This is a genomic window from uncultured Intestinimonas sp., assembly GCF_944387245.1.
GTDB lineage: Bacteria > Bacillota > Clostridia > Oscillospirales > Oscillospiraceae > Intestinimonas.
Genome location: NZ_CALXEE010000031.1, coordinates 1 through 23,177, shown reverse-complemented (window position 1 = coordinate 23,177; position 23,177 = coordinate 1). Strand labels below are relative to the sequence as shown.

Below are 23,177 nucleotides of genomic sequence, written 5' to 3'. Positions count from 1 at the left end.
TCAAGGGCCAGGCATCCCCCCAGGTGGTCAACCAGACCCTGCGTGACAAGCTGGAACAGCTGTAACGACAATAGGCGAGCCGTCCCTCCGTTTCCGGAGGGACGGCTCTTTTTGAAAAATGTAAAAGATTCTTGACTTTTTGCTTGGCGGGGTGTATGGTGGAAATGTAAAGAATGTTGAACATTGTTGGAGGTGACCCACATGAAAAAATGGCTGGCAAGGCTGGGGTTCCGGAAGATGGACGAGATGGAGCGGCTCATCGCCCTGAAGGCCCAGCGCAATACCCTGATCTATATGGTGGTTTTCCTGGTGATCTGGAGCCTGACCAACAGCCTGCGCACCCTGCGGGATCATGTGCCGCTGGACAATATCCCCGGCCTGCTCCTGTCCACCGCCGTGCTGGTGCTCATTGGCTCCCAGCTCTACTACCAGCGCAAGGCCCTCGCCGGCAGCGAGGAGGGGAGGGAGCTGATGAGCGGATTCTGGCGCTTCTTCCTGTCCGCCCTCTGCCTGCTGGTCTTGCTCCTGGCCGCGGGAACCTGGCTGGTGCTGGGATGAAGAACTGCATCAAGGCCCTCCGTAAGGCCCGGGGCCTGCGGCAGGAGGACCTGGCGGAGCTGCTGGGGGTGAGCCGCCAGACCGTCATCGCCATGGAGAACGACAAGTACGACCCCTCCCTGGCCCTGGCCATGCGCTTGGCCCGGCTGCTGGAAACCCCGGTGGAGGCCATCTTCCGGCTGGAGGATTAGGGGGAAAGTGCCCTTGCGCCGGGACGGTTTTCATGCTATGCTACCCGTGAGAGAAACCATCCGCCGCGGGGGAAGGGCCCCGCCGACGAGAGGAGAAGCCGCATGAGATACCTCCGTTCCGTTTTCACCCTGGTCCTGACCGCCGTCCTCCTGCTGGGAAGCGGCCCGGCGTGGGCTGCCGCCCCGGAGGGACCGGGGGAGATGACCATCCTGTTCACCCACGACACCCACGACCACTTCCTGCCCGCCGCCAACGAGGAGGGCGGGGAGTACGGCGGCTATGTGCGCCTTGCTACCTTATTAAAGGATGAGCGGCAGGCGGCAAAGGCGGAGGGGCGGGCCGTGGTCACCCTGGATGGGGGGGACTTCTCCATGGGCTCCCTCTTCCAGACCATCTACACCACCCATGCCCCCGAGCTCCGGGCTCTGGGGGCCATGGGCTATGACGTGACCACCCTGGGCAATCACGAGTTCGACTACCGCCAGCAGGGGCTGGCCGATATGCTCACTGCCGCCAAGGCCAGCGGAGACCCGTTGCCTGCCATCGTTCAGGCTAACTACACCACACCGCTTGACCGGTCGGCGGGGGCAGGTCTGACGGCGGCCCTGGAGGACTATCCCGTCACCGACTACACCATGGTGGAGCGGGACGGCCTGCGGGTGGCCGTCTTTGGAGTGCTGGGGAAAGATGCCGATGACTGCGCCCCCATGTCTGGTATGAAGCTTGAACCCGTTGCCGATGCCGCCAAACGGGTGGTGGCGGAGATTCGGGAAAAAGAAGACCCCGACTATATCATCTGCCTCTCCCACAGCGGTACCGACGGGGCAGGGAAGGGGGAGGACTATGAGCTGGCCAAGGCGGTGGATGGCATTGACGTCATCATCTCCGGCCACACCCACACCACCCTGGAGACTCCCACCCAGGTCAATGGTATCCTCATCGTCTCCTGTGGGGAGTACACGGAAAACCTAGGGGTGCTGACGGTCTCCAAGAGCGGTGGGAAGACGGAGTTGGTGGACTATCAGCTCCTACCTGTGGACGAGACTGTGCCCAATGACCCAGCCATGACCACCCTGGCCCGGAACTTCCAGCAGGCGGTGGACGGGACCTATCTCTCTGGCTACGGTCTCACCTTCAACCAGGACCTGTGTGAAAATCCCTATGACTTTACCCCTATCAGCCGCTTCGGCGCCGTTCAGGAGGAGGATGCCCTGGGCAGTCTCATTGCCGACTCCTACGTCTACGCCGTAAAAGAGGCGGAGGGGGCGGACTACGTGCCGGTGGACTTTGCTGTGGTGGCCTCCGGGGTTATCCGGGCTTCCCTGGCCAAGGGGAATATCACCGTCTCCGACGCCTTTGACGTGTCCTCCCTGGGCTCCGGCGCCGATGGCACCCCGGGCTATCCCCTGGTGGGGGTCTATATCACCGGCAAAGAGCTGAAGGACGCCTTTGAAGTGGATGCCTCGGTGACGCCCCTCATGCCGGCGGCTCAGCTTTACGGTTCCGGTATGGTATGGTCCTTCAACGTCCACCGGATGATTTTCGACAAGGTGACCGATTGTGCCCAGGTCCTCCCCGACGGCAGCCGAGTCCCCATCCAGGATGACAAGCTCTACCGGGTGGTGACAGGGCTTTACTCCGGCCAGATGCTGGGGACGGTAAATGGCAAGAGCTTCGGTCTGCTGACCATCACCCCCAGGGACGAGAATGGACAGCCCATCGAAAACCTGGAGGACTATATCATACACGGTCCCGGGGGAACGGAGGTCAAGGAATGGTATGCCCTGGCCTCCTACCTCCGGAGCATGGGTACGGTAGATAGCCGCTACGCCGCTCCTGAAGGGAGAAAGACGGTGTCCCGCTCCTGGAACCCCATTGAGCTGGTGCGCAGCCCCGGCTGGATCACTTTGGTGGTACTGGTAGTGGTGCTGCTGATTGCGGCGCTGATCGTCCTGCTGGTGACCCGCCCCCTCCGAAGCAGCGGGCGGAAAGGCTATCGTGCCTACCGGGGTCGCCGCCGGCGGTAAAACAAGAAAAATGAAAATTGCCGGTACCCTTGAAACATATGAACTGCCCCAGATTGTGCGGATAGCACGATCTGGGGCAGTTCATATGTCGGGGGGTGAGGCTTGAGCACGCATATGAAGCCTGAGCACGGACAGGTTGCAAAAAGGGAAGGGACAGACCGCTGGTGAGCAGGGCGGGGGAGGAAGACTGTCCTCCCCTTGACAAATGAGGGATTCTCCTGTAAAGTTACACATAGAAGTATTATTCGTTTCGATAGAAAGCACGGGACGAAAAGAAAGTGAGGCGCCGTTCCCATGAATGTACTGCTGGAAAAATTCACATTTACGCCTGAACTGACCGAAATCATCAACAATAGCCCCAGTGTGATCGTGCCTGACAGTAAGGAGACCCTCTATGAGCTCATCTTCGGCAATGAGCACACGGACAAGATCGAGGTCCTCTACGATGTGAACGGGAAGCCTGTGAAAGAGGCCACTGTGGTCCGCTGCAAAAATGGTGCTGTGGTGAACTATATGGAGGATTACATGCGCCGCCGGGACCCCGACTGCATGCGCATCGCCGATGACCAGCCCACCGATAAGCCTCGGTTCGAGGACGTGTACGGCTATGACTTCGACCAGCTCCGGGAGGAGACCTACCGCTGGCTGGCCCGGCAGGAGCTCATCATCGTGCCCTTCAAGGCAGGCGGCTATCAGTACGGCTATGACTCAATCCTGGTCTGCCCCCGGAACGCCGCCTTCTTCGCCTTTGCCCTGGCGGAGCTCCAGGCCTTCGTGAACGCCCGTAAGGTGGAACACTTCAAGCCCCGTTCCATCGTCTACGTGGCGCCGCCCTTCCGCCACACCCACTTCAACGGCAAGCAGGTGGTGGTCCACAGCCGCCACAGCGACCTCCACGAGGTCTTTTCCTATAACCTCTATCCCGGACCCTCCGCCAAGAAGGGCATTTACAGCGTGCTGCTGGACATCGGCGAGCGAGAGGGCTGGATCACCGCTCACGCCTCGGCTGCCCGGGTCATCACCCCCTATGAAAATGAGATGGTCATGATGCACGAGGGCGCCTCCGGCGGCGGCAAGAGTGAGCTGCTCCAGGACGTGCCCCGTGTGGCCGACGGCCGGGTGCTGCTGGGCGTCAACATCGAGACCAATGAAAAGACCTACATCAGCATGAGCGACACCTGTTCCATCCAGCCGGTCACCGACGACATGGCCATGTGTCAGCCCAGCTACCAGCCCCGGAACGGAAAGCTGGCCCTCACCGACGGTGAGGATGGCTGGTTTATCCGGGTGGATGGCATCACGGAGTACGGCTCCGATCCTCTCTACGAGCGCATTTCCATCCACACCAAGGAGCCCCTCATGTTCTTCAACATCGACGGTGTGCCCCGGTCCACCTGTCTGCTGTGGGAGCACACCTTGGACTCCGACGGCAAGCCCTGTCCCAATCCCCGTGTCATCATCCCCCGTCGGCTCATCCCTCACATCGCCGACAAGCCGGTGGAGGTGGACGTGCGCAGCTTCGGTGTCCGCATGCCCCCCGCCACCAACGAGAACCCCAGCTACGGTATCCTGGGCCTTATGGGCATCATTCCTCCCGCCCTGGCCTGGCTGTGGCGGCTGGTGGCCCCCCGTGGATTTAATAACCCCAGCATCAACGGCAGCGCCAAGCTGGCCAGCGAGGGCGTGGGCTCCTACTGGCCCTTTGCCACCGGCCTCCGGGTAAAGCAGGCCAACCTCCTGCTGGAGCAGATCCTCCGGTGCAAGAACACCAAGTATGTGCTCATTCCCAACCAGCATATCGGCGCATATAAGATCGGTTTCGCCGCCGAGTGGATTTCTCGTGAGTACCTGGCCCGGCGCGGCGGTGTCAACATGAAAATGGACCGCCTGGTCCCCGCACGCTGCCCCCTCCTGGGCTACGCTCTCAAGGAGATGAAGGTGGACGGCCAGCAGATCAGCTCCCGGTTCCTCCGCCCTGAGCGCCAGGAGACCCTGGGCGATGAGGGCTATGACAAGGGCGCCAAGATCCTCTACGACTTCTTCGCCCAGGAGCTTGCCGCCTTCGACGTGCCGGACCTCCACCCCATCGGCAAGGAGATCCTCAAGTGCTTCCAGAACAATGGCAGCATCGAGGACTACTGCGCCATCATCCCCCTGGGTCTGGAATAAGAGAACAACAAAAACGGCGTCCCCTTCGAGAGAAGGGGACGCCGTTTTGCCGCTGTGTCAGATCAGGGGATGACCACCCAGCAGGCCCGTTCGGTCTGTGTCTTGTCGAAGGCGGCTGTGGTATCCAGCCCCCAGAACTCAGACAGTTTCCAGCTGGCGGCCAGGGTGCCGTCCTGAAGGACGACAGGCTCGCCCAGGTCCTCCGGCTTCCCGTCCACCAGAGCGGTGGAACTGCCCACGGTGAGGACGATGGTGATGTCCCGGTAGGTACAGGTTGCGCTTTGGGCTTCCTCATCCCACTCATAGGAGGTCCCCAGGGCCTGGCATAGGGCTTCCACGGGGAGAATGTAGCCGCCCTCCTCCGTGATGGGGTCCATCAGGGGGAGATAGAAGGGGTAGAGCTTGGGGTCTGTCTCAACGGCGTAGGGTTTGCCGCCGTCCAGAGGATAGGCGGTGCCGTCAAAGACCACGGCGGCGAGCTGGGACAGGTCCATGACGGACTGGAACCGGTAGAGGAAGGACCACCGCTCTCCCTGGATGCGCTGGGCGGAGACAGAGGTGAGGGACTGGCCGGTGGTGAGGAGGGTGCCATCCTGCATGAGGAAGAAGAGGAGGGGGTCTGCCTCCCGGTCCGGGTCGGCTATGGTGGCCTCTACCTGGCAGGTAAGGGGGCTTAGGGTCACCGAATGCACGGTGAGGTCGCCGCCCCGGGAGTTGTCCAGGGTGGGAGCCCCCGGCCCCGTGGCGTCCACGTCCACCGTCACTGACTCCGCCGGGGTGAGGTTGAACTCCAGGGCCGCCCCATCCTCCATGTAGCCCAGGCGGACCCGGAGAGCGGTGGCCCCGGTCAGGTCCACATCGAAGCGCCAGAAGGTAGAGGATTCCGTCCGCAGCTCCTCCAGCTCACTGTACCCCACGCTCCAGCTGCTGGGCATGGAGGAGCCGCCGTTTTCCTCCGGGAGAAGGGGATGGATAGACCAGGTGTCCATGCCGTTGAAGTCGTCGGAGAACATGAAGTTTTTGGCCTCCTCCGTCAGGGCGTCCACCCGCACCAGCAGCAGGGCGGAGGAATCGTCAGAGACGGAGCTCTCAACTGTCAAGGTATAATCCTTGTCGGAAATGGACCGGACCTCCCGGTCCACCAGGGCCTCTGCGGAGGAGGTGTCCCCCTGGAAGAAGGCGTCCAGCACATCGAAGTGGACGGCCACCGCCAAGGCGGCCCCGGCCAGAACCGCCAGAACGGCGGCCAGAACAATGGAAAAACGGAATTTTTGTCCCATAGATGGTCTCCTTTCCGAGGGGAGGCCGTCCAGGGCGGCGTTCACCCGGCGGACCATGTCCTCCGGGTTCAGGGGCGGGGGACAGGGTGCCTCTGTGGGCACGGTGTCCCTCCAAAGCTCTGCAAAGTGATTTTCCTTCACGGACATTCCCCTCCTTTCGTCAGCACCTCCCGCAGGGCCTTCCGGCCCCGGAGGAGCCGGCTCTTGGCGGTGGAGAGGTTCAGCTTCAGGTCCCGGGCCACATCCTTGAGCCTGTCCCCGTACCAGTAGTAGCGGAGAAAGAGGGTGCGGTCGGGCTCGTCCATGGCGTCCACGGCCCGCCACAGCCGCTCCGCCCACTCCCGCTGCTCGGCCGTCTCCTGGGGTCCGGGCTGGGGAGCGGTATCGGTGTCGGAGAGAGGGAGGACCGGGGCTGGGGACCGGCGGAGGCGGTCGATGGCCTTGTTCCGGGCCACCGTCCCCAGCCAGGGCCGGAGATCGCCGCCCTCCCGCAGCTCCCCGGCGTGCTCCCACAGGGCCAGGAACACGTCGGAGACCACCTCCTCCACGTCCTCCCGGGGGGCGCTGCCCCCGGCGGACAGGGTCCGCCAAACTGTGACGCTCACATAGGAGGTATACCGCCGGATGGCGTCTTCCAGAGCGGCACGGCTGCGCCGGCGCAGCCGTGCGATCAGATGCGCGTCCTCCATGGTCTCCCTCCTCTGTCTCAATGTTGAAGTCGCCCGCGCGGTGGGCTTCTGAACGGGATATACGTATTTCCCGGGAAAAGGTTGCGGGAGAACAAAAAAATTTCCGGCGGGTGACCGCCGGAAATTTTTGCTTTTCGGGTTTTAATAGCCGTTGACCAGCAGGTCCAGCACGGAGGCGGCGATGTTGCCGGCGGTCTGGGCGCCGCTGCCGCCCTCCTCCACCACAACCACAAAGGCGTAGGGGGCGTCCTCATTGCGGAGGAAACCGGTGAACCAGGAGTTGGGTGCCTTGCCGCCGCCCACCTCGGCGGTGCCCGACTTGGCGCAGATGTCCATGTTGGGGAACCGACCAGCTCCATAGGTCTCGGTGACGTTCCGGGCCATCATGTCGGCCAGGGTGGCCGCAGTGTCGGCTTCTATGAGCTTGCCCGTCTTGTGACTGAAATAAAAGGAAGGGGGAAAGTGCAGGGGGGTCACAGTCTTGAGGACCAGCTGGGGGACGGCGGCCTTGCCGCCATTGGCGACAGCCCCCATGTAGATCATCATGGACATGGGGTTCACCAGGTCGTTGTACTGTCCCACCCCGGCCCAGCCCAGCTGGTTGGTGGAGGCACCGGCGAACTGGAAGCTGCCGGCGGCGGTCTTGAGGCCGCTGACGCTATACCGGTCGGTGAGCCCCGCCTTTTCGGTGTAGGCGGCCATGATTTCAGGCCCCAGCTCCACCGCCAGCTTGGCAAAGACGCCGTTGCAGGATTTTGCGAAGGCGCTGTAGATGTCCATCTCCCTGTGGGCGGAGGGGCAGGTCACCACGTCATCCCCTACCTGGCAGGAGCCGGTACAGGTGAAGGTGCGGCTGAAGAGGTCGGGGATATTCTCGATGGCAGCGGCCAGGGTAACGGTTTTAAAGACCGAGCCGGGGACGAAGGTGGAGGAGAGGGCCCGGTTGAGGTAGACGCCGTCGTAGGTGGTGTCCCCCTCCTGAATGTCGGGGGGAGATTCCGGGTCAAAGGTGGGGGAGGAGAAGAGGCACAGGATCTCTCCGGTTTCGTAGTTGTAGACGGCCACCGCCCCCTTTTTCCCGTTCATGGCGGTGTAGGCCTCGTAGTTGAGCCGGGCGTCCACGGTGAGGTAGAGGTCGTTGCCCGCGCCCATGGGGCTGTAGGCCCCGGTGAGAAGGTTATAGCCTGAGAGCTTGTCGGCAAAGGCCACCAGGGCGCCAGAGCCAATCTTGCCCTGGGCGTCGCCCACCACGTGGAGGGTAGCCTTCCGGACGGTGGCGTTGTCGTAGTAGGCCCGGTTCCCGTTTTCATCCACCCAGGAGAGCACGTCGCCGTCCCGGTCCAGTACCCGGCCCACCGAGAGCTGGCCCTGGCTGTTGTAGAGGTGGCGGTTTGCGGCGAAGGAGACCCACTTTCCGCCGTTGAGGAAAAAGCGGAAGCCAAAGACCACCAGTCCCAGCACCAGGGCGGCGGCGAGAAGAAGGCAGACCATGGCCCGCCGTTCGATCTTACGCATCGCCGTTCACCTCCTTGCGGTCCTCCCGGGGGAAGTAGACAGACTCTTTCTCCTGACGGGAGGGAAGGCGGATGGCGAAGCTGGCGTTCTGCCGGGTGTCAGTGGCCTTCAGGAAGGCCAGCAGGCCCCAGGAGGAGAGCATGGCGGAGCCGCCGTTGGAGACGAAGGGAAAGGTGACGCCGGTGAGGGGGAGAAGGTCCACGGCGCCGAAGACGTTGAGGCAGGTCTGGAAGACCAGCAGGGAGGTGGCGGCGCAGGCGGCGATGGTGTAGAAGCTGGACCGTCCGGACCGGCAGGAGCGGACGGCGAAGACGGCCAGGGTGACCACACACAGCACGGCCAGGGCGGCGATGATGAGCCCCCACTCCTCGCACAGCATACCGAAGACCAGGTCGGTGTCGCCGGCGGCCACGTTGTGGAGCCAGCCCTCCCCGGCCCCCACCCCCACCAGACCGCCGGAGGCGGCGGCCGACATGGTGCGTACCTGCTGGAAACCGCCGGAGGAGGCCTGCTCCCAGGCGTGTCCCCAGGTGGCGAAGCGGCTGAGGATGTAGGGCTTGAAGGTGAGGAGGATGACCACGCCGAACACGGCGCCGCCGCAGATGAGGGCCAGGGTGGCCCAGTCGCCGGAGCGGAGGTAGGCGATGACCAGGAAGGTGATGAAGAAGATGGCGGCGGTGCCGAAGTCGCTCATGAGGGCCAGGCAGCCCAGGCACACGGCGGTGAGGACCATGAAGAGGCCCAGGTTCCGCTTGCGGAAGAGCCGCTCCAGGGTGGCTGAGCCGGCGAAGATGTAGCAGATCTTGGCCAGCTCCGAGGGCTGGAAGGAGAGGGGGCCCAGAGTGACCCAGTTGAGGGCGCCGTACTTGCTCTGGCTCAGGCCCAGAAAGCCCAGCACCAGGGTGAGACCCAGCAGTCCGATGGCCCCGGCGGCCATGAGCCAGCGGATAGATTTGACCCGCTCCAGATCCCGGAGGAAGACCCCCAGCACCACGAAGAGGAAGAGGCCCAGCAGCAGGGCCAGCAGCTGCTTGAAGAGGGCGGAGGGGGCGGAGGAGGCGGTGACGGCCAGGGAGAGGGTGGAGAGAAAAAAGGCGATGGTCTCCATCTCGAAGCCCACCCGGTGGATGGCCCGCATGGCCAGGAAGTAGCCCCACATGACGGCGATCAGGCAGAGAAAGGCGCCGGGCACTGTGGCGGGGAGTTCATCTCCCGCGGCGGCCATGAGCTGCACGGCGGTGAGGACCTGGAAGACCGTGAGGAAGAAGAGGCCCACCCAGGGGGAGACGGGGCGCTCCTCGGCCCGGCGCTTCTCCCGGCGCTTTTCCCGCTCCTCGGGAGGGACGGGAAGGAGGACGGTCTCCACGCCGCCCAGGGCCACCACGTCGCCATAGGCCACCGGGGCGGCCTCGGCCACGGGCTTGCCGTTGATGGTGACGCCCCCTTTGGAGCCCAGGTCGTATACTGTCCAGCTGTCGTTCTCCGCCCGGATGAGGGCGGCGTGCTGCCGGGAGACGGTGGGATAGCCCAAAATCACGTCGCAGGCGTTGGAGCGGCCCAAAAAGTTCTCCCAGTGGGTGAGGGGCTCGGAGAGGCCATTGGGCAAAGTGAGGTAGGCCCACACCTCCGGCACATGGGGTACGGTGAGGAGAGACCGGATGCTGCGGATGAGAATAAGAATGGCCAGAACGGGGAAGAGGAACCGCACCACGGCGGTGTACCACGCCATGACGGCGGCGTGATCCCCCAAGAAGGCGGCCAGACCGTTGACCAGATCCTGAAGTCCGGCTGGAAGCTGGGGCAAGGAATACCCCTCCTTTCTGAAAAGAGGTTCGAGAGCAGTATATCACAGTTTAAGCCGTTGTGAATACAGGAAATCCGCCGGGGTGCTGCCCTTTGGGAGACGGATGTAGTCCCGGACGGCACCCAGAATGGCGCCCATACAGGTGAGTTCATCTTCTGGTTGGACCGGGATATCCTTATAGGAGACGTTGATGGCCACCAGCTTGGTCCGCCCGGCGGAGCGGGAGAGCTTGCGGGGGAAGAGCTCCCGGTTGAGAAGGAAAAAGCCCAGTTGGTTGGTAGCCACCTCTCCCCGCTTTACAGCCAGCATGGTGCCGGGAGTGTACACCGGCGTTATGGAGCCGTCGGTGAGAAGGACGGCAAAATCGGCGCGCTCGGTAATGGGGTCGGCGGGCACGTCCAGTACGCCGAAGTCAAAACTGTCCATGAGAGCGCCCCGATGGCCCTGGGCGGCGGGCTGGAGGCAGAGGAGGAGCCGCCGGCGGCCGGTGGGCAGGGGGAGGGGAGACAGAGCCAGCAGCATCTCCAGCAGGGCGTCCACCATCTGCCGGCCCTGAACGGTGAGCACGCCGTAATCCCGAATCAGCTCCCACTCCTGCTCAGAGAGGTAGTGAAGGCCGTTGCCCTCGCACTGGGCGCTGAGAAAAAGCTCATCGGGGATGGAGTCATCCAGCAGATAGCCCATTGAGATGTCCAGCGCCTGACATAGACGCTCCAGGGACTGAGGCGCAGGGTGGGTGGTCTGGCCAGAGAGGATCTTGTTTACCGTGCTCAGGGGCACGCCAGAGCGGTGGGAGAGCTCCGCGCTGGTCAAGCCGCTGCGGCGTTTGGCCAATGCCAACTTGCTGGTCATGGACATCATTGGGGACCTCCCTTCAAAATTCGACAATAGTTATCCAAATTTGGAAAATTTTCAGGGTCCAAATGGCGAGTTCGGCGGCGTACCATTGACAAAAAAGGGGAAATACACCATATTGTTAGGGACAACGGGGCCGACACAAGATGTGTGTATCCGGTCCGGAGGTCAAGGGGCGATCGCGGGAGCCATGGCTCGTCCGGTATTCTCTTCATTATAACATAAGAGACCTACTGAGCGGTAGGTCGGAGAGGAGACACGGGTCTGGAACCCTTCGTTGAGAGAGGAAAGGGTGTGGGCCCAAACGGCGAAGGGAGGTGCCGGACCGCCCGAAACGTGTGAGGAAATCGTGTGAGGAAGAGGAGAGGAAACAGCATGAAAGAGATCCGGCCGTGTTTTGAGGTCTGCGCAGAGGAGGGGGAGATACCCACCTGGTTTGGAGTGGTCTGTCGTGACGGGCAGCGGGCGCCGCGGCTGTCCAGCGACTACGCAGAGGTGGAGCGCCTGGTGCGCGCACTCAATCGGAACCGGCTTTCCCCGGTGCACTTCAGAGATGTCATCGAAGATTTTCGCCATTCCTGGGGAGAAAACCAATAAATCCGCGAATTTGTACTTGCCATTCCTACGCGCAGCGGTTAAAATAATACTTTGCCATATATATGATGAGTAAGCGCGCGTGAGCGGAGGTTAGGAATGGACCGGACGATGGAAACGATCCTCTCCAGGGTGCAGAAGCCTGCCCGGTATACCGGTGGAGAGTACAACGCAGTGGTGAAGGACCCCAAGCAGGTAGATACGCGGATCGCCATGTGCTTTCCCGATACCTATGAGATCGGCATGTCCAATTTGGGGGTGCGGATCCTCTATGGGTTGATGAATGAGCTGCCCGGGGTGTGGTGCGAGCGGGTGTTTGCCCCCTGGGGGGACATGGAGGAGGAGATGCGCCGGGAAGGCCTCCCTCTCTATGGGCTGGAGAGCGGAGATCCCATCTCTGATTTCGACATCATCGGCTTTTCCCTGGGCTATGAGATGGCCTACTCCAACGTGCTCAACATGCTGGATCTGGCCGGGCTGCCCCTGCGCTCCGCGGACCGGGACGAGGACGCCCCCCTCATCATCGCCGGTGGTACCTGTGCCTACAACCCGGAGCCTCTGGCGCCCTTTGTAGATATCTTCTCCCTGGGAGAAGGCGAGGATGTGACAGTGGAGCTCATCCGGCTCTATCAGCGCGCCCGTCAGGAGGGTTGGTCCCGTCAGGATCTGCTGGTGGCCGCGGCCAAGGTGCCGGGGCTCTATGTGCCCTCCCTCTATGCTGTCACCTACCATGAGGATGGGACCGTGGCAGCCGTCACTCCGCAGGAGGGGGCCCCCGAGCTGGTGACCAAGCGGATCGTCCAGGATCTGGACAAGTCCTACTTCCCGGTGAAGACCATTGTGCCCTCCACCGAGATCGTCCACGACCGGGTGATGCTGGAGGTCTTCCGGGGCTGCATCCGGGGCTGCCGCTTCTGCCAGGCGGGGTATGCCTACCGGCCCGTCCGTACCCGGAGCCCTCAGCTTCTTGTGGAGCAGGGCATCGCCGCCTGCAAGGACTCCGGCTATCAGGAGATGACCCTCTCCAGCCTGTCCACCAGCGACTATCGGCCACTGGAGGGGCTGTGCGACGGCCTGCTGGAGTGGTGCGAGCCCAACAAAGTGTCGCTGTCCCTGCCCTCCCTGCGGGCGGACAACTTCTCCATGGGCCTCATGCAGCGGCTCCAGCATGTCCGCAAGAGCGGGCTCACCTTTGCCCCCGAGGCGGGTACCCAGCGTCTCCGGGATGCCATCAACAAGAACGTCACCGAGGAGGACCTGATGAACTCCTGCCGCACCGCCTTCCTGGGTGGGTGGAACACGGTGAAGCTTTACTTCATGCTGGGCCTGCCCACCGAGACCGACGAGGACGTGCTGGGCATCGCCGACCTGGCCAAAAAGGTGCTCCAACTCTGGCGGGAGACCGCCCCCGACAAGCGCCGGGGCTGCCGGATCACCGTGTCCACGGCCTGCTTTGTGCCCAAGCCCCATACCGCCTTCCAGTGGGAGCCCCAGGTCACCCGGGAGGAGTATCTCCGCCGGGTGAAGCTGCTGCGGGACAACATGCGGGAGAAGGCCATCGTCTACCACTGGCATGACCCGGACACCTCCTTCCTGGAGGCTGTTTTTGCCCGGGGCGACCGCCGGCTGGCCGACGCCATCGAGCTGGCCTGGCGGGAGGGCGCCAAGTTCGACTCCTGGAGCGAATATTTTGACCTGGACCGCTGGCTGCGGGCCTTTGAGGCCTGCGGTCTGGACCCGGCCTTCTATGCCAACCGGACCCGGAGCCGGGATGAGGTCCTGCCCTGGTGCCGGATCTCTACCGGCGTGACCACCGACTTCCTGTGGCGGGAGCGGGAGCGGGCCTATGAGGCGGTCATTACCCCCGATTGTCGGAAGCAGTGCACCGGCTGCGGGGCCAACCATCTGCTGGAGAAGGGGAGGGTGTGCGATGAGTGACCAGCGCATCCAGTTCATCAAAACGGGCCGGGCCCGGTATATCTCCCACCTGGATCTGATGCGGACCTTCCAGCGGGCCTTTCTGCGCTCCGGGCTCCACGTCAGGCACACGGAGGGCTTCAATCCCCATGCCTACGTGTCCATCGCCCTTCCCCTGTCGGTGGGCTTTTCCAGCCAGTGCGAGATCCTGGAGTTCGGCCTGCCCGAGGGGATGAATTTGAGCGAGGTACCGCGGCGCCTCACCCAGGCCCTGCCCGAGGGGGTCACCGTCACCCGCTGCTATGAGGGGGGACGCCCCGTCCGGGAGCTGTGCTGGGTGAACTATATCATCACCCTGGAGTATGATGCCGGCGCCCCGGTGGGCGCCGAGAACGCCATCCGGGCCCTGCTGAGCCGGGAGAGCCTGGTGGTGACCAAGAAGTCCAAGAAGGCCAAGAGCGGCCAGGTCCAGGTGGATCTCATCCCCCTCATCCACAAGGTGGATTACGAGGGGCGCCGGGACGCCATCGTCCTGGATGTGGTCCTCCGCGCCCAGAATCCTGGCCTCAATCCGGCATTGCTGGTGGAGACCATCCAGAATCAATGCCCCGAGGCTGCGCCCGACTATGTGAGCTACCACCGCAAGCAGGTCCTGGACAAGGATTTTCATCCCTTTCTGTAAGCATTTGCCCGCCCTGGGGAATGGCCCCGGGGCGGGCCTTTGTCTGTCCGCAAGGGATGGTCGGAGAAAAAACCGTTGACTTACACGGACCGACAGCGTATGCTATACTTGCTTTCGTTTCACCCAAGGGTGCGGAGCGAGAAGGAGGGTCATATCTTGGTGTTTTATCCCCTGCAGGCGCTGCTCAGACGGCTGCGGAGTATGCGTAACCTCAATCCCGCCCGGATCGTGGTGGTCTCCTTTGGGATCATCATCCTCACCGGGACCCTGCTGCTCATGCTGCCCTGGGCCAGCCGGGACGGGCAGTCCACGGATCTCATCACCTGCCTGTTCACGGCCACCTCGGCCTCCTGTGTCACCGGACTTATTCTGGTGGACACCTGGGCCCACTGGACCCTTTTTGGGCAGGTTGTGATCCTGGCTATGATCCAGCTGGGCGGACTGGGCTTTATGACAGTCATCACAACGGTGTCCTTCGCCCTCAGGCGGCGGATCGGCCTCTCGGAGCGGCTCATCATGGTCTCCACCCTGAACCTCAACGACATGGACGGCGTGGTCCGCATGGTGCGCCACACCCTTATGGGCACCCTCATCATGGAGGGAGCGGGTGCGATAATCCTGACATTGTGCTTCCTGCCGGAGTTTGGCCTGGCGGGCGGACTGTGGCGGGGCATCTTCCATGCCGTCTCGGCCTTCTGCAACGCCGGCTTCGACCTGCTGGGCAGCAAGGGAGAGTTCACCAGCCTCATCACCTATAATGGAAATCCAGTGGTTCTCCTTACCATATTGTGCCTCATTGTCATTGGAGGCCTGGGCTTTTTCGTCTGGGAGGATCTGATCCGAAACTGGCGGACCCCTCGGCGGCTCTCCTTTTACAGTAAGCTGGTCATCCTGATGACGGGAGCCCTCATCCTGGGCGGGGCAGTGTTTTTCCTGGGAGTGGAGTGGGATAACCCCAACACCCTGGGGGGTATGTCCTGGTGGAAGAAGATCCTCAACTCCTTCTTCCAGTCTGTGACCCTCCGCACCGCCGGCTTTGATTCCATCGGCCAGGGCGGGCTGCGGGACAGCTCTTTGGCCATGTCCTGTATCCTGATGCTCATCGGCGGCTCCAGTGGCTCCACCGCCGGCGGCCTGAAGACGGGTACGGTGGGTATTCTGCTGCTCACCATGCGCGCCGGACTGGCCGGCCGGGAGGAGGTCACCATCCGCAGGCGGACCATCTCCCAGCGCCGGGTCATGACCGCCCTCACCCTGACTCTGATTGTGGTGGTCCTCTTCCTGGGCATCGCCATGACCATCTCTTTGACCGATGAGGTCCACTTCCTCTCGGCGGCCTTTGAGGCGGCCTCCGCCCTGGCCACCGTGGGCGTTACCGTGGGCATCACCCCTACGCTGAGTCCCTTCAGTCATGTCATACTCATCATCGCCATGTTTCTGGGCCGGGTGGGCATCATGTCCTTCTCGGTGGCGTTCCTGGCCAGGGGCAGGAATGCGGCCAAGATCCGCTATCCCGTGGTAGACATCATGATCGGGTGAGTCCAGGACCGCCCCAAACAAAAAAAGGAGCTGTGAATCGTGAGGACATATGTAGTGATCGGTCTGGGCCGTTTCGGCACCGCCGTGGCCACCGAGCTGTGTCGGCTGGGCCATGAGGTGCTGGCCATCGACGACTCGGAGGACCGGGTCCAGAGTATCTCCAGTCAGGTGACCCACGCCGTGGCCGGCGACGCCCGGGACCCCGGTGTGCTCCGGGCTTTGGGTGTGCGCAATTACAACTGCGCCATCGTGGCGGTGGCCGACGATGTGGGCAACAGCGCCCTCATCACCATGAACCTGAAAGAGATCGGGGTCCGGCAGGTCATCGCAAAGGCCCAGAGTCATGTCCACCAGAAGGTGCTCCAGAAGATCGGTGCCGACCGGGTGGTCTTCCCCGAGCATGAGACGGGAGTCAAGCTGGCCCAGAACCTGTCGAGCTCCAACATTCTCAACTTCATCGAGCTCTCCGACGACTTCGGCATCGTGGAGCTGGCCACCCCCAAGCCCTGGGTGGGAAAATCCCTGCGTACCCTGGACGTGCGTGCCAAGTATCGGGTCAACATCATCGCTATCCGCCGTGGCGGCGATGAGCACGACCTGGAGGTGGCGCCCGGCGCCGACTATGTGCTGGCCGCCGGGGACGTGGTGGTCACGCTGGGCCGGAACGAGTATATCGACCGGCTCCACGATCTGTGATACCATAATATTAAGGTAGGGGGGAAGGTCCCGTGGAACAGATCACCAGCCGATCCAACCCGCTGGTGGGGCAGATCCGAAAGTTGAATAATGCACGGTCCGCCCGTCGGGACCAGGGGCTCTTCGTCTGTGACGGGCCAAAGCTGCTGGAGGAGGCCCTCAGGGCCGGGGCGGTCCTCACCACTGTGGTCCACGACGGCAGCCGCCCCTGTCCGGTGCCCGACGGCGTCCGGGAGGTGCAGGTGCCCGCCGACCTCTTGAAGAGCCTCTCCACCACCGAGACCCCTCAGGGAGTACTCTTCCTGTGCCGGCAGCCCGACCTCACCCTGCCGGAGGCTTTGCCCGGCGAGCGGTTCCTGGTGCTGGACGGAGTCCAGGACCCGGGAAACGTAGGCACCATCTGGCGCACCGCCGATGCCTTCGGCGCCGACGGCCTCATTCTGCTGCCCGGCTGCGCCGATCCCTTTTCCCCGAAAACCGTCCGGGCCACCATGGGGGCCTGTTTCCGGCTGCCGGTGTGGGAGACCGACCTGGCGGGACTGCCCCAGGTCCTGGAGGGGGCGGGTCTGCCCCTGTATGCCACCGCCCTGCGGGAGGACACTGACGACGTGCGCCGGGCCGGCCTGAGCCGCTGCGCCGTGGTCATCGGCAGTGAGGGCCGGGGGGTGTCCCAGGCTGTCTTGGACGCCTGCGCCGGTACCCTGAAGATTCCCATGCGGCAGCGTTGCGAGTCCCTTAATGCGGCGGTGGCCGCCTCAGTGGTGCTGTGGGAGATGGCCCGTCCTCTTCTGTGAGTTGAAACGGTAACGGGTGAAAGGAGGTCCGCGATGGCGACGCTGAAATATTGGCTGTGGCTGTCCACCAGAAAACGCATGCGCCCGGAGCAGGCGGGGAAGCTGCTGGAGCACTTCGGTGCGCCGGAGCGGGCCTACTATGCTGATCCGGAGGAGTATGACCTGGTGGAGGGCCTGACACCCGCTGTCCGGACCGCCCTGCTGGACAAGTCCCTGGAGCGGACCGACGCCATTTTGGGAGAATGTGACCGGCTGGGTGTGCGCATCCTGACTCTGGGGGACGCCGATTACCCTGACCGTCTCAAAAACATTTATGACCCGCCCGCCGTCCTTTATGTGAAAGGGCGGCTCCCCGCCTTTGATGAGGAGATCGCCGTGGCGGTGGTGGGCAGCCGGAAGCCCTCGGCCTACGGCCGATGGATGGCGGGCAAGCTGGGTCTGGAGCTGGCCGAGCACGGGGCTCTGGTGGTCTCCGGAATCGCCCAGGGTTTGGACATGGAGGCCCTGAAGGGTGCCCTCCGTGGCGGCGGCGCCGTGGTATCGGTGCTGGGCTGCGGGGTGGACGTGTGCTATCCCAGGGAGAACCGCTGGCTCTACGCCGATGTGGCCGCTTCCGGTGCCCTCATCAGCGAGTACCCGCCGGGGACAGAGGCCGAGGGCTGGCATTTTCCCATCCGCAACCGGATCATCAGCGGTCTGAGCCTGGGTGTGGTGGCGGTAGAGTGCGGCCTCAAGAGCGGCACCATGTCCACCGTAAAGCAGGCCCTGGACCAGGACCGGGATGTTTTCGCCGTGCCCGGCTGTGTGGGAGCGCTGCTCAGTGAGGGCCCCAACCGACTTATCCAACAGGGAGCCAAGCTGGTCACCGGCGGTCTGGATATCGTCCGGGAGTACGCCAGGCTCTACCCGGGGCGGGTCCGTTTTCCCAACACAGCCCAGGCTTTGGACGAGGCGCCCCAGGCGCCGCAAGGACCCTCTGACGGCCCTGTTCAGCCCCATCGGGAGGAGGCGCCGGGGGAAAAAGTCATTGACAAAGGACCGCAGCAGGCATATATTGACAGGAGCGGCCTGACTGACGACCAGATTGATCTGATCCTGGCTCTGGAGGATGGAAAGCGCACCGTGGAGGAGCTGGTGGATCTGACCCAGATCCCTGCCCGGCGGGTCCTTTCCGCCCTGACCATGCTCCAGATCCAGGGCCATGTGGCCGAGCACCCAGGCAGGCGCTTCGAGGCCGCCGTCCGGCTGCGGACGGATGAAGAGGCATGAGGCGCGGTCGCATGGCCGCGCCCTTTCAAAGGATAGAAACTCCATTGGAGGTATAATGTGGCAAAAACGAATTTAGTAATTGTAGAGTCTCCGGCCAAAGCCAAGACCATCGGGAAATACCTAGGTCCCGGTTATGAGGTCAAAGCGTCCATGGGCCATGTTCGGGACTTGCCCAAGAGCAAGCTGGGCGTGGACGTGGAACACGGCTTTGAGCCGGACTACCAGCCCATCAAGGGCAAGGAGGATGTCATCTCCGACCTGAAGAAGGCGGCCAAGGGCAGCGAGAAAGTGTTCCTGGCCACCGACCCCGACCGAGAGGGGGAGGCCATCTCCTGGCACCTGAAGGAGCTTTTGAACATCCCCGATGACAAGACCTACCGGGTGACTTTTAACGAGATCACCAAAAAGGTGGTCAACGAGTCCATCGCCGCCCCCCGGGCCATCGACCAGGACCTGGTGGATGCCCAGCAGGCCCGGCGTATTCTGGACCGTATCGTGGGCTATGAGCTCTCTCCACTGCTGTGGAAGAAGATTCGCCGGGGCCTGTCTGCCGGACGTGTCCAGTCGGTTGCCACCCGCCTGGTGTGCGAACGGGAGGAGGAGATCCGGGCCTTCCAGCCCCAGGAGTACTGGTCCCTGGACGTGGACCTCTCCCGCATTGCCCCCAACCGGGGCGCCTTCACCGCCGCCTTCTATGGCCGGGAGAAGAAGCAGGAGCTCCGTAGCGAGGCCGAGGTTCAGGCTGTGATGGACGCTATAAAGGCATCTGCCTTCACAGTTGCTGGCGTGAAGCGGCAGGACAAGACCCGCTCCCCGGCTCCCCCCTTCATCACCTCCACCCTCCAGCAGGAGGCCAGCCGGAAGCTGAACATGACCCCCCGCCGCACCATGGCGGTGGCCCAGCAGCTCTATGAGGGTGTGGATATCCAGGGCGAGGGCACCGTGGGTCTCATCACCTACATGCGTACCGACTCCCTGCGCCTCTCCGAGGAGGCCCTGGCGGCGGCCAAGGACATGATCGTCAGCCGCTATGGCAAGGAGTATTACCCCGAAAAGACCCGGCATTTCAAGGCCAAGTCCGGTGCCCAGGACGCCCACGAGGCCATCCGGCCCTCCGATGTGCGGCTTACCCCGGAGGACATCAAAAAGGACCTGACCAGCGAGCAGTACCGGCTCTACAAGCTGATCTGGAGCCGGTTTTTGGCCTGCCAGATGGCCAACGCCGTCTACGACAGTGTCTCCATTGAAGTGGAGTCGGCGGGCTACCGCTTCCGGGCCAACCACTCCTCCCTGAAATTTTCCGGCTTCACCGCCGTGTACGTGGAGGGGAAGGACGAGGAGGAAGAGGTAAAGCAGTCTCCCTTGCCTGACCTGAAGGCGGGGGAGGGCTTAAATCTCACCGGCACCAAGCCGGAGCAGCACTTCACCCAGCCCCCCAGCCGCTACACTGAGGCCACCCTTATCAAGGCGCTGGAGGAGAAGGGCATCGGCCGTCCCTCCACCTACGCCCCCACTATCTCCACCATCCTGGACCGGGAGTACGTGGTGAAGGAGGGCAAGTACCTGAGGACCACCCCCCTGGGCGAGGTGGTCACCGGGCTCATGAAGGACAAGTTCCCCGACATCGTGGATACCACCTTCACCGCCAAGATGGAGGAGCGGCTGGACCAGGTGGAAGAGGGGAAGGAGAACTGGAAGGACCTCCTGGGCAGCTTCTATGGCGGCTTTGAGGAGGAGCTCCACCAGGCCGAGCAGGACCTGGACGGGGAGCGCATCAAGATCCCCGACGAGGTCAGCGACGAGATCTGCCCGGTGTGCGGCCGGCAGCTGGTGGTGAAGTCGGGCCGGTTCGGCCGGTTTCTGGCCTGTCCGGGCTACCCGGAGTGCACCTTCACCCAGCCCATCGTGGTGGAGATGCCGGGCAAGTGCCCCAAGTGCGGCGGGCGTATCCTGAAAAAGACCTCCAAGCGGGGCTACACCTATTACGGCTGCGAGTTCAACGTGGTCAAGGAGGGCAGCAAGGCCAAGCAATGCGACTTCATGACCTGGGACGTGCCGGTGAAGGACAACTGTCCCGAGTGCGGCTGGACCATGTTCAAGAAGTCGGGACGGGGCTTCAAGAAGCCCTTCTGTATCAACCCCGACTGCGCCAACTTCACCCCCGAGGACAAGCGCGGCGGTTATAAGAAAAAGCCCGCCGCCGAGACCAAGGAGGGCGGAGAGGCCGCCGAAACCGCTGAGAAGGCGGAGAAGAAGACAGTCAAAAAGACGGCGGCCAAAAAGACCGCCGCGGAAAAAGCGCCCGCCGAGAAGAAAACGGTAAAAAAGCCCGCCGCCAAGAAGGCCGCGACGGTCAAGAAAACTGCGACGAAGAAGACTGCGACCAAGAAAGCCGCGGCCAAAAAGACGGAAGGGGAGGAGAAGGCATGAAGATCCTGATGCTGAACGGAAGTCCCCGGGCCAACGGCAACACCGCCCTGGCCCTGGGGGAGATGGAGAAGGTCTTTGCCGCCGAGGGGCTGGAGACCGAGCTCATCCACGTGGGGAACCGGGATATCCGCGGCTGTATCGCCTGCGGACGCTGCGAGGAGCTGGGCCGGTGTGTGTTTGACGACCTGGTCAACGAGATCGCCCCCAAGTTCGAGGCCTGTGACGGCCTGGTGGTGGGCAGCCCGGTGTACTACGCCTCGGCCAACGCCACCCTGGTGGCACTGCTCACCCGTCTCTTTTACAGCACGCCTTTTGACAAGACCATGAAGGTAGGGGCGTGCGTGGCGGCCGCCCGGCGTGGCGGCCTCACCGCCACCTTTGACGAGCTGAACAAATTCTTTACCATCAGCGGAATGCCGGTGGCCTCCAGCCAGTACTGGAACGGAGTCCACGGCGCTCTGCCCGGCGAGGCGGCCGGGGACGCCGAGGGGCTCCAGACCATGCGTACCCTGGCCCGGAATATGTCCTTCCTGGTGAAGAGCATCGCCCTGGGCCGGGAGAAGTACGGCCTGCCGGTCCGGGAGGAATTCCAGAGGACCAATTTCATCCGCTGACCGACCAGGAGGGACCCATGGAACCAGTAAAGATCATCGGCGCCGGGCTTGCGGGGAGCGAGGCCGCCTGGCAGCTGGCCCAACGGGGCATCCCCGTAGAGCTCCACGAGATGAAGCCCCAGAAAATGACCCCTGCCCACCACAGCCCGGAGTTCGGGGAGCTGGTGTGCTCCAACTCCTTGCGCTCCGACCAGCTGGAGAACGCTGTGGGGCTGCTGAAGGAGGAACTACGCCGCTGCGGCTCTCTCATCCTCTCCTGTGCCGACGAGCACCGGGTGGAGGCAGGCGGGGCCCTGGCGGTGGACCGCCACGGCTTCAGCCGGGCCATCACCGAGCGTGTGAAGGGCCATCCCCTTATCACCGTGGTAGAGGGGGAGGTCACGGTCATCCCCGAGGGAAACGTGATCCTGGCCTCCGGACCCCTCACCTCGGACGCCCTGGCGGCGGCCATCCAGGAGAAGGTCCACGCCGACTACCTGAGCTTTTATGACGCCGCCGCGCCGCTGGTGACCTTTGAGAGCCTGGATATGGACCACGCCTGGTTCGCCTCCCGGTACGACAAGGGCACGGCGGACTATGTGAACTGCGCCCTCAGGGAGGAGGAATATGCCGCCTTCTGGCAGGCTCTCACCACCGCCCAGGCGGCGGAGGTCCACGGTTTCGAGGACCAGAACGTCTTTGAGGGCTGCATGCCGGTGGAGGTCATGGCCCGGCGGGGGGTGGATACCCTCCGGTATGGTCCGCTGAAGCCCAAGGGGCTGAAAGACCCCAAGACGGGGAAGGAGCCCTACGCCGTGGTGCAGCTCCGGAAGGACAACGCCCAGGGCTCCATCTACAATCTGGTGGGCTTCCAGACCCACCTGAAGTGGCCGGAGCAGAAGCGGGTCTTTTCCATGATTCCGGCCCTGCGGGAGGCGGAGTTCGTCCGCTACGGGGTCATGCACCGGAACACCTATCTCAACTCCCCCAGGCTGCTGGACCGGTACTACCGGCTCAAGGCCGCCCCCCATATCTGCTTTGCCGGGCAGATCACCGGAGTGGAGGGCTATGTGGAGTCCACCGCCTCCGGCTTCGTGGCAGCGGTGGAGTTGGCCAACCGGCTCCAGGGCAAGCCCCCGGTGGACTTCCCTCAGGAGACGGCCCTGGGCGCCCTGGCTCTCTACGTCTCCAACGAGACGGTGGAGCAGTTCCAGCCCATGAACGTGAATTTCGGCATCATCCCACCCCTGGGCTATAAGGTCAAGGGCAAGCGGAATAAAAACGCTGAGCTCTCCCGCCGGGCGCTGGATATTCTGGCCGGGCTGGACATCTGAAGCAGGTTGGTCCGCTTGCCCTTGCGAGCGAAGGCGAGCCGCGCCATCAGGCGCGTGCAAGTGTTTTGCCCTGTGGGCAAGACCTTGCCGCAGGGGTGATTCACTCGCCCCGAGGAAGTGAAGAAGATAGGGGTCCCCACGAAATGACCATTTCGTGGGGAGACAAGCGGAATAAAAACGCTGAGCTCTCCCGCCGGGCGCTGGATATTCTGGCCGGGCTGGACATCTGAAGCAGGTTGG

The 23,177-nt window shown here is 63.3% G+C and carries 19 protein-coding genes; 14 read left to right on the top strand and 5 right to left on the bottom strand.

Annotated features, from left to right (window positions below; genetic code table 11):
• The first annotated feature begins 201 nt into the window (after nt 1–201).
• The 4 genes from Q0K15_RS05880 (at nt 202) to Q0K15_RS05865 (ending at nt 4,946) form a co-directional block, all read left to right on the top strand.
• Nucleotides 202–558, top strand: a complete 357-nt coding sequence (locus Q0K15_RS05880; RefSeq protein WP_294513715.1) for a hypothetical protein — start codon at nt 202–204, stop codon at nt 556–558.
• Complete coding sequence (locus tag Q0K15_RS05875; protein ID WP_294513713.1) at nt 555–749, top strand: helix-turn-helix transcriptional regulator; 195 nt, start codon at nt 555–557, stop codon at nt 747–749. The genes Q0K15_RS05880 and Q0K15_RS05875 overlap by 4 nt, the downstream gene beginning before the upstream one ends.
• 102 nt (nt 750–851) lie before the next feature.
• Complete coding sequence (locus Q0K15_RS05870; protein ID WP_294513710.1) at nt 852–2,777, top strand: bifunctional UDP-sugar hydrolase/5'-nucleotidase; 1,926 nt, start codon at nt 852–854, stop codon at nt 2,775–2,777.
• A 294-nt stretch (nt 2,778–3,071) separates the two neighbouring features.
• A complete protein-coding gene (locus Q0K15_RS05865; protein WP_294513707.1) occupies nt 3,072–4,946 on the top strand; it encodes a DUF4914 family protein in 1,875 nt (624 codons plus the stop codon).
• Nucleotides 4,947–5,008: 62 nt separating this feature from the next.
• On the opposite strand, the gene Q0K15_RS05860 is transcribed toward Q0K15_RS05865, so the two are convergent.
• From Q0K15_RS05860 to Q0K15_RS05840, 5 genes are all read right to left on the bottom strand, one after another.
• A complete protein-coding gene (locus tag Q0K15_RS05860; protein WP_294513703.1) occupies nt 5,009–6,367 on the bottom strand; it encodes a copper amine oxidase N-terminal domain-containing protein in 1,359 nt (452 codons plus the stop codon).
• A complete protein-coding gene (locus Q0K15_RS05855; protein WP_294513700.1) occupies nt 6,364–6,915 on the bottom strand; it encodes a sigma-70 family RNA polymerase sigma factor in 552 nt (183 codons plus the stop codon). The genes Q0K15_RS05860 and Q0K15_RS05855 overlap by 4 nt, the downstream gene beginning before the upstream one ends.
• A gap of 141 nt (nt 6,916–7,056) precedes the next feature.
• Complete coding sequence (locus Q0K15_RS05850; RefSeq protein WP_294513697.1) at nt 7,057–8,430, bottom strand: penicillin-binding transpeptidase domain-containing protein; 1,374 nt, start codon at nt 8,428–8,430, stop codon at nt 7,057–7,059.
• Entirely contained in the window at nt 8,423–10,234 is a 1,812-nt protein-coding gene (locus tag Q0K15_RS05845) for an FtsW/RodA/SpoVE family cell cycle protein (RefSeq protein ID WP_365933381.1), read from the bottom strand. The genes Q0K15_RS05850 and Q0K15_RS05845 overlap by 8 nt, the downstream gene beginning before the upstream one ends.
• Before the next feature lie 42 nt (nt 10,235–10,276).
• Nucleotides 10,277–11,095, bottom strand: coding sequence for a helix-turn-helix transcriptional regulator (locus tag Q0K15_RS05840; RefSeq protein ID WP_294513694.1), 819 nt, complete (start codon nt 11,093–11,095; stop codon nt 10,277–10,279).
• Between the two features lie 369 nt (nt 11,096–11,464).
• On the opposite strand from Q0K15_RS05840, the gene Q0K15_RS05835 reads away from it, so the two are divergent.
• The 10 genes from Q0K15_RS05835 to trmFO all read left to right on the top strand — a co-directional run bounded on the left by Q0K15_RS05835 (nt 11,465) and on the right by trmFO (nt 22,937).
• Nucleotides 11,465–11,686 carry a DUF6514 family protein gene (locus Q0K15_RS05835; protein ID WP_294513690.1) on the top strand — a complete coding sequence of 74 codons (222 nt, stop codon included), beginning with the start codon at nt 11,465–11,467 and terminating at the stop codon, nt 11,684–11,686.
• Between the two features lie 96 nt (nt 11,687–11,782).
• A complete protein-coding gene (locus Q0K15_RS05830) occupies nt 11,783–13,621 on the top strand; it encodes a TIGR03960 family B12-binding radical SAM protein (protein WP_294513687.1) in 1,839 nt (612 codons plus the stop codon).
• Complete coding sequence (locus Q0K15_RS05825; RefSeq protein ID WP_294513682.1) at nt 13,614–14,282, top strand: TIGR03936 family radical SAM-associated protein; 669 nt, start codon at nt 13,614–13,616, stop codon at nt 14,280–14,282. Before Q0K15_RS05830 ends, Q0K15_RS05825 begins: the two co-directional genes overlap by 8 nt.
• 159 nt (nt 14,283–14,441) lie before the next feature.
• Entirely contained in the window at nt 14,442–15,821 is a 1,380-nt protein-coding gene (locus tag Q0K15_RS05820) for a potassium transporter TrkG (RefSeq protein WP_294513718.1), read from the top strand.
• A gap of 39 nt (nt 15,822–15,860) precedes the next feature.
• Nucleotides 15,861–16,517, top strand: coding sequence for a TrkA family potassium uptake protein (locus tag Q0K15_RS05815; protein WP_294513679.1), 657 nt, complete (start codon nt 15,861–15,863; stop codon nt 16,515–16,517).
• A gap of 32 nt (nt 16,518–16,549) precedes the next feature.
• Nucleotides 16,550–17,311 (top strand): RNA methyltransferase, encoded by a 762-nt coding sequence (locus tag Q0K15_RS05810; protein WP_294513676.1) that lies wholly within the window; start codon nt 16,550–16,552, stop codon nt 17,309–17,311.
• 33 nt (nt 17,312–17,344) lie between these two features.
• Nucleotides 17,345–18,580: a DNA-processing protein DprA gene (dprA, locus tag Q0K15_RS05805; protein ID WP_294513673.1), complete on the top strand. Its 1,236-nt coding sequence runs from the start codon at nt 17,345–17,347 to the stop codon at nt 18,578–18,580.
• Between the two features lie 57 nt (nt 18,581–18,637).
• Complete coding sequence (gene topA / locus Q0K15_RS05800; protein ID WP_294513670.1) at nt 18,638–21,010, top strand: type I DNA topoisomerase; 2,373 nt, start codon at nt 18,638–18,640, stop codon at nt 21,008–21,010.
• A complete protein-coding gene (locus Q0K15_RS05795; protein WP_294513667.1) occupies nt 21,007–21,624 on the top strand; it encodes a flavodoxin family protein in 618 nt (205 codons plus the stop codon). Before topA ends, Q0K15_RS05795 begins: the two co-directional genes overlap by 4 nt.
• A gap of 17 nt (nt 21,625–21,641) precedes the next feature.
• The gene (trmFO, locus tag Q0K15_RS05790; protein WP_294513664.1) at nt 21,642–22,937 is read left to right on the top strand and encodes a methylenetetrahydrofolate--tRNA-(uracil(54)-C(5))-methyltransferase (FADH(2)-oxidizing) TrmFO; all 1,296 of its coding nucleotides are present in this window, start codon (nt 21,642–21,644) and stop codon (nt 22,935–22,937) included.
• Nucleotides 22,938–23,177: the final 240 nt, after the last annotated feature.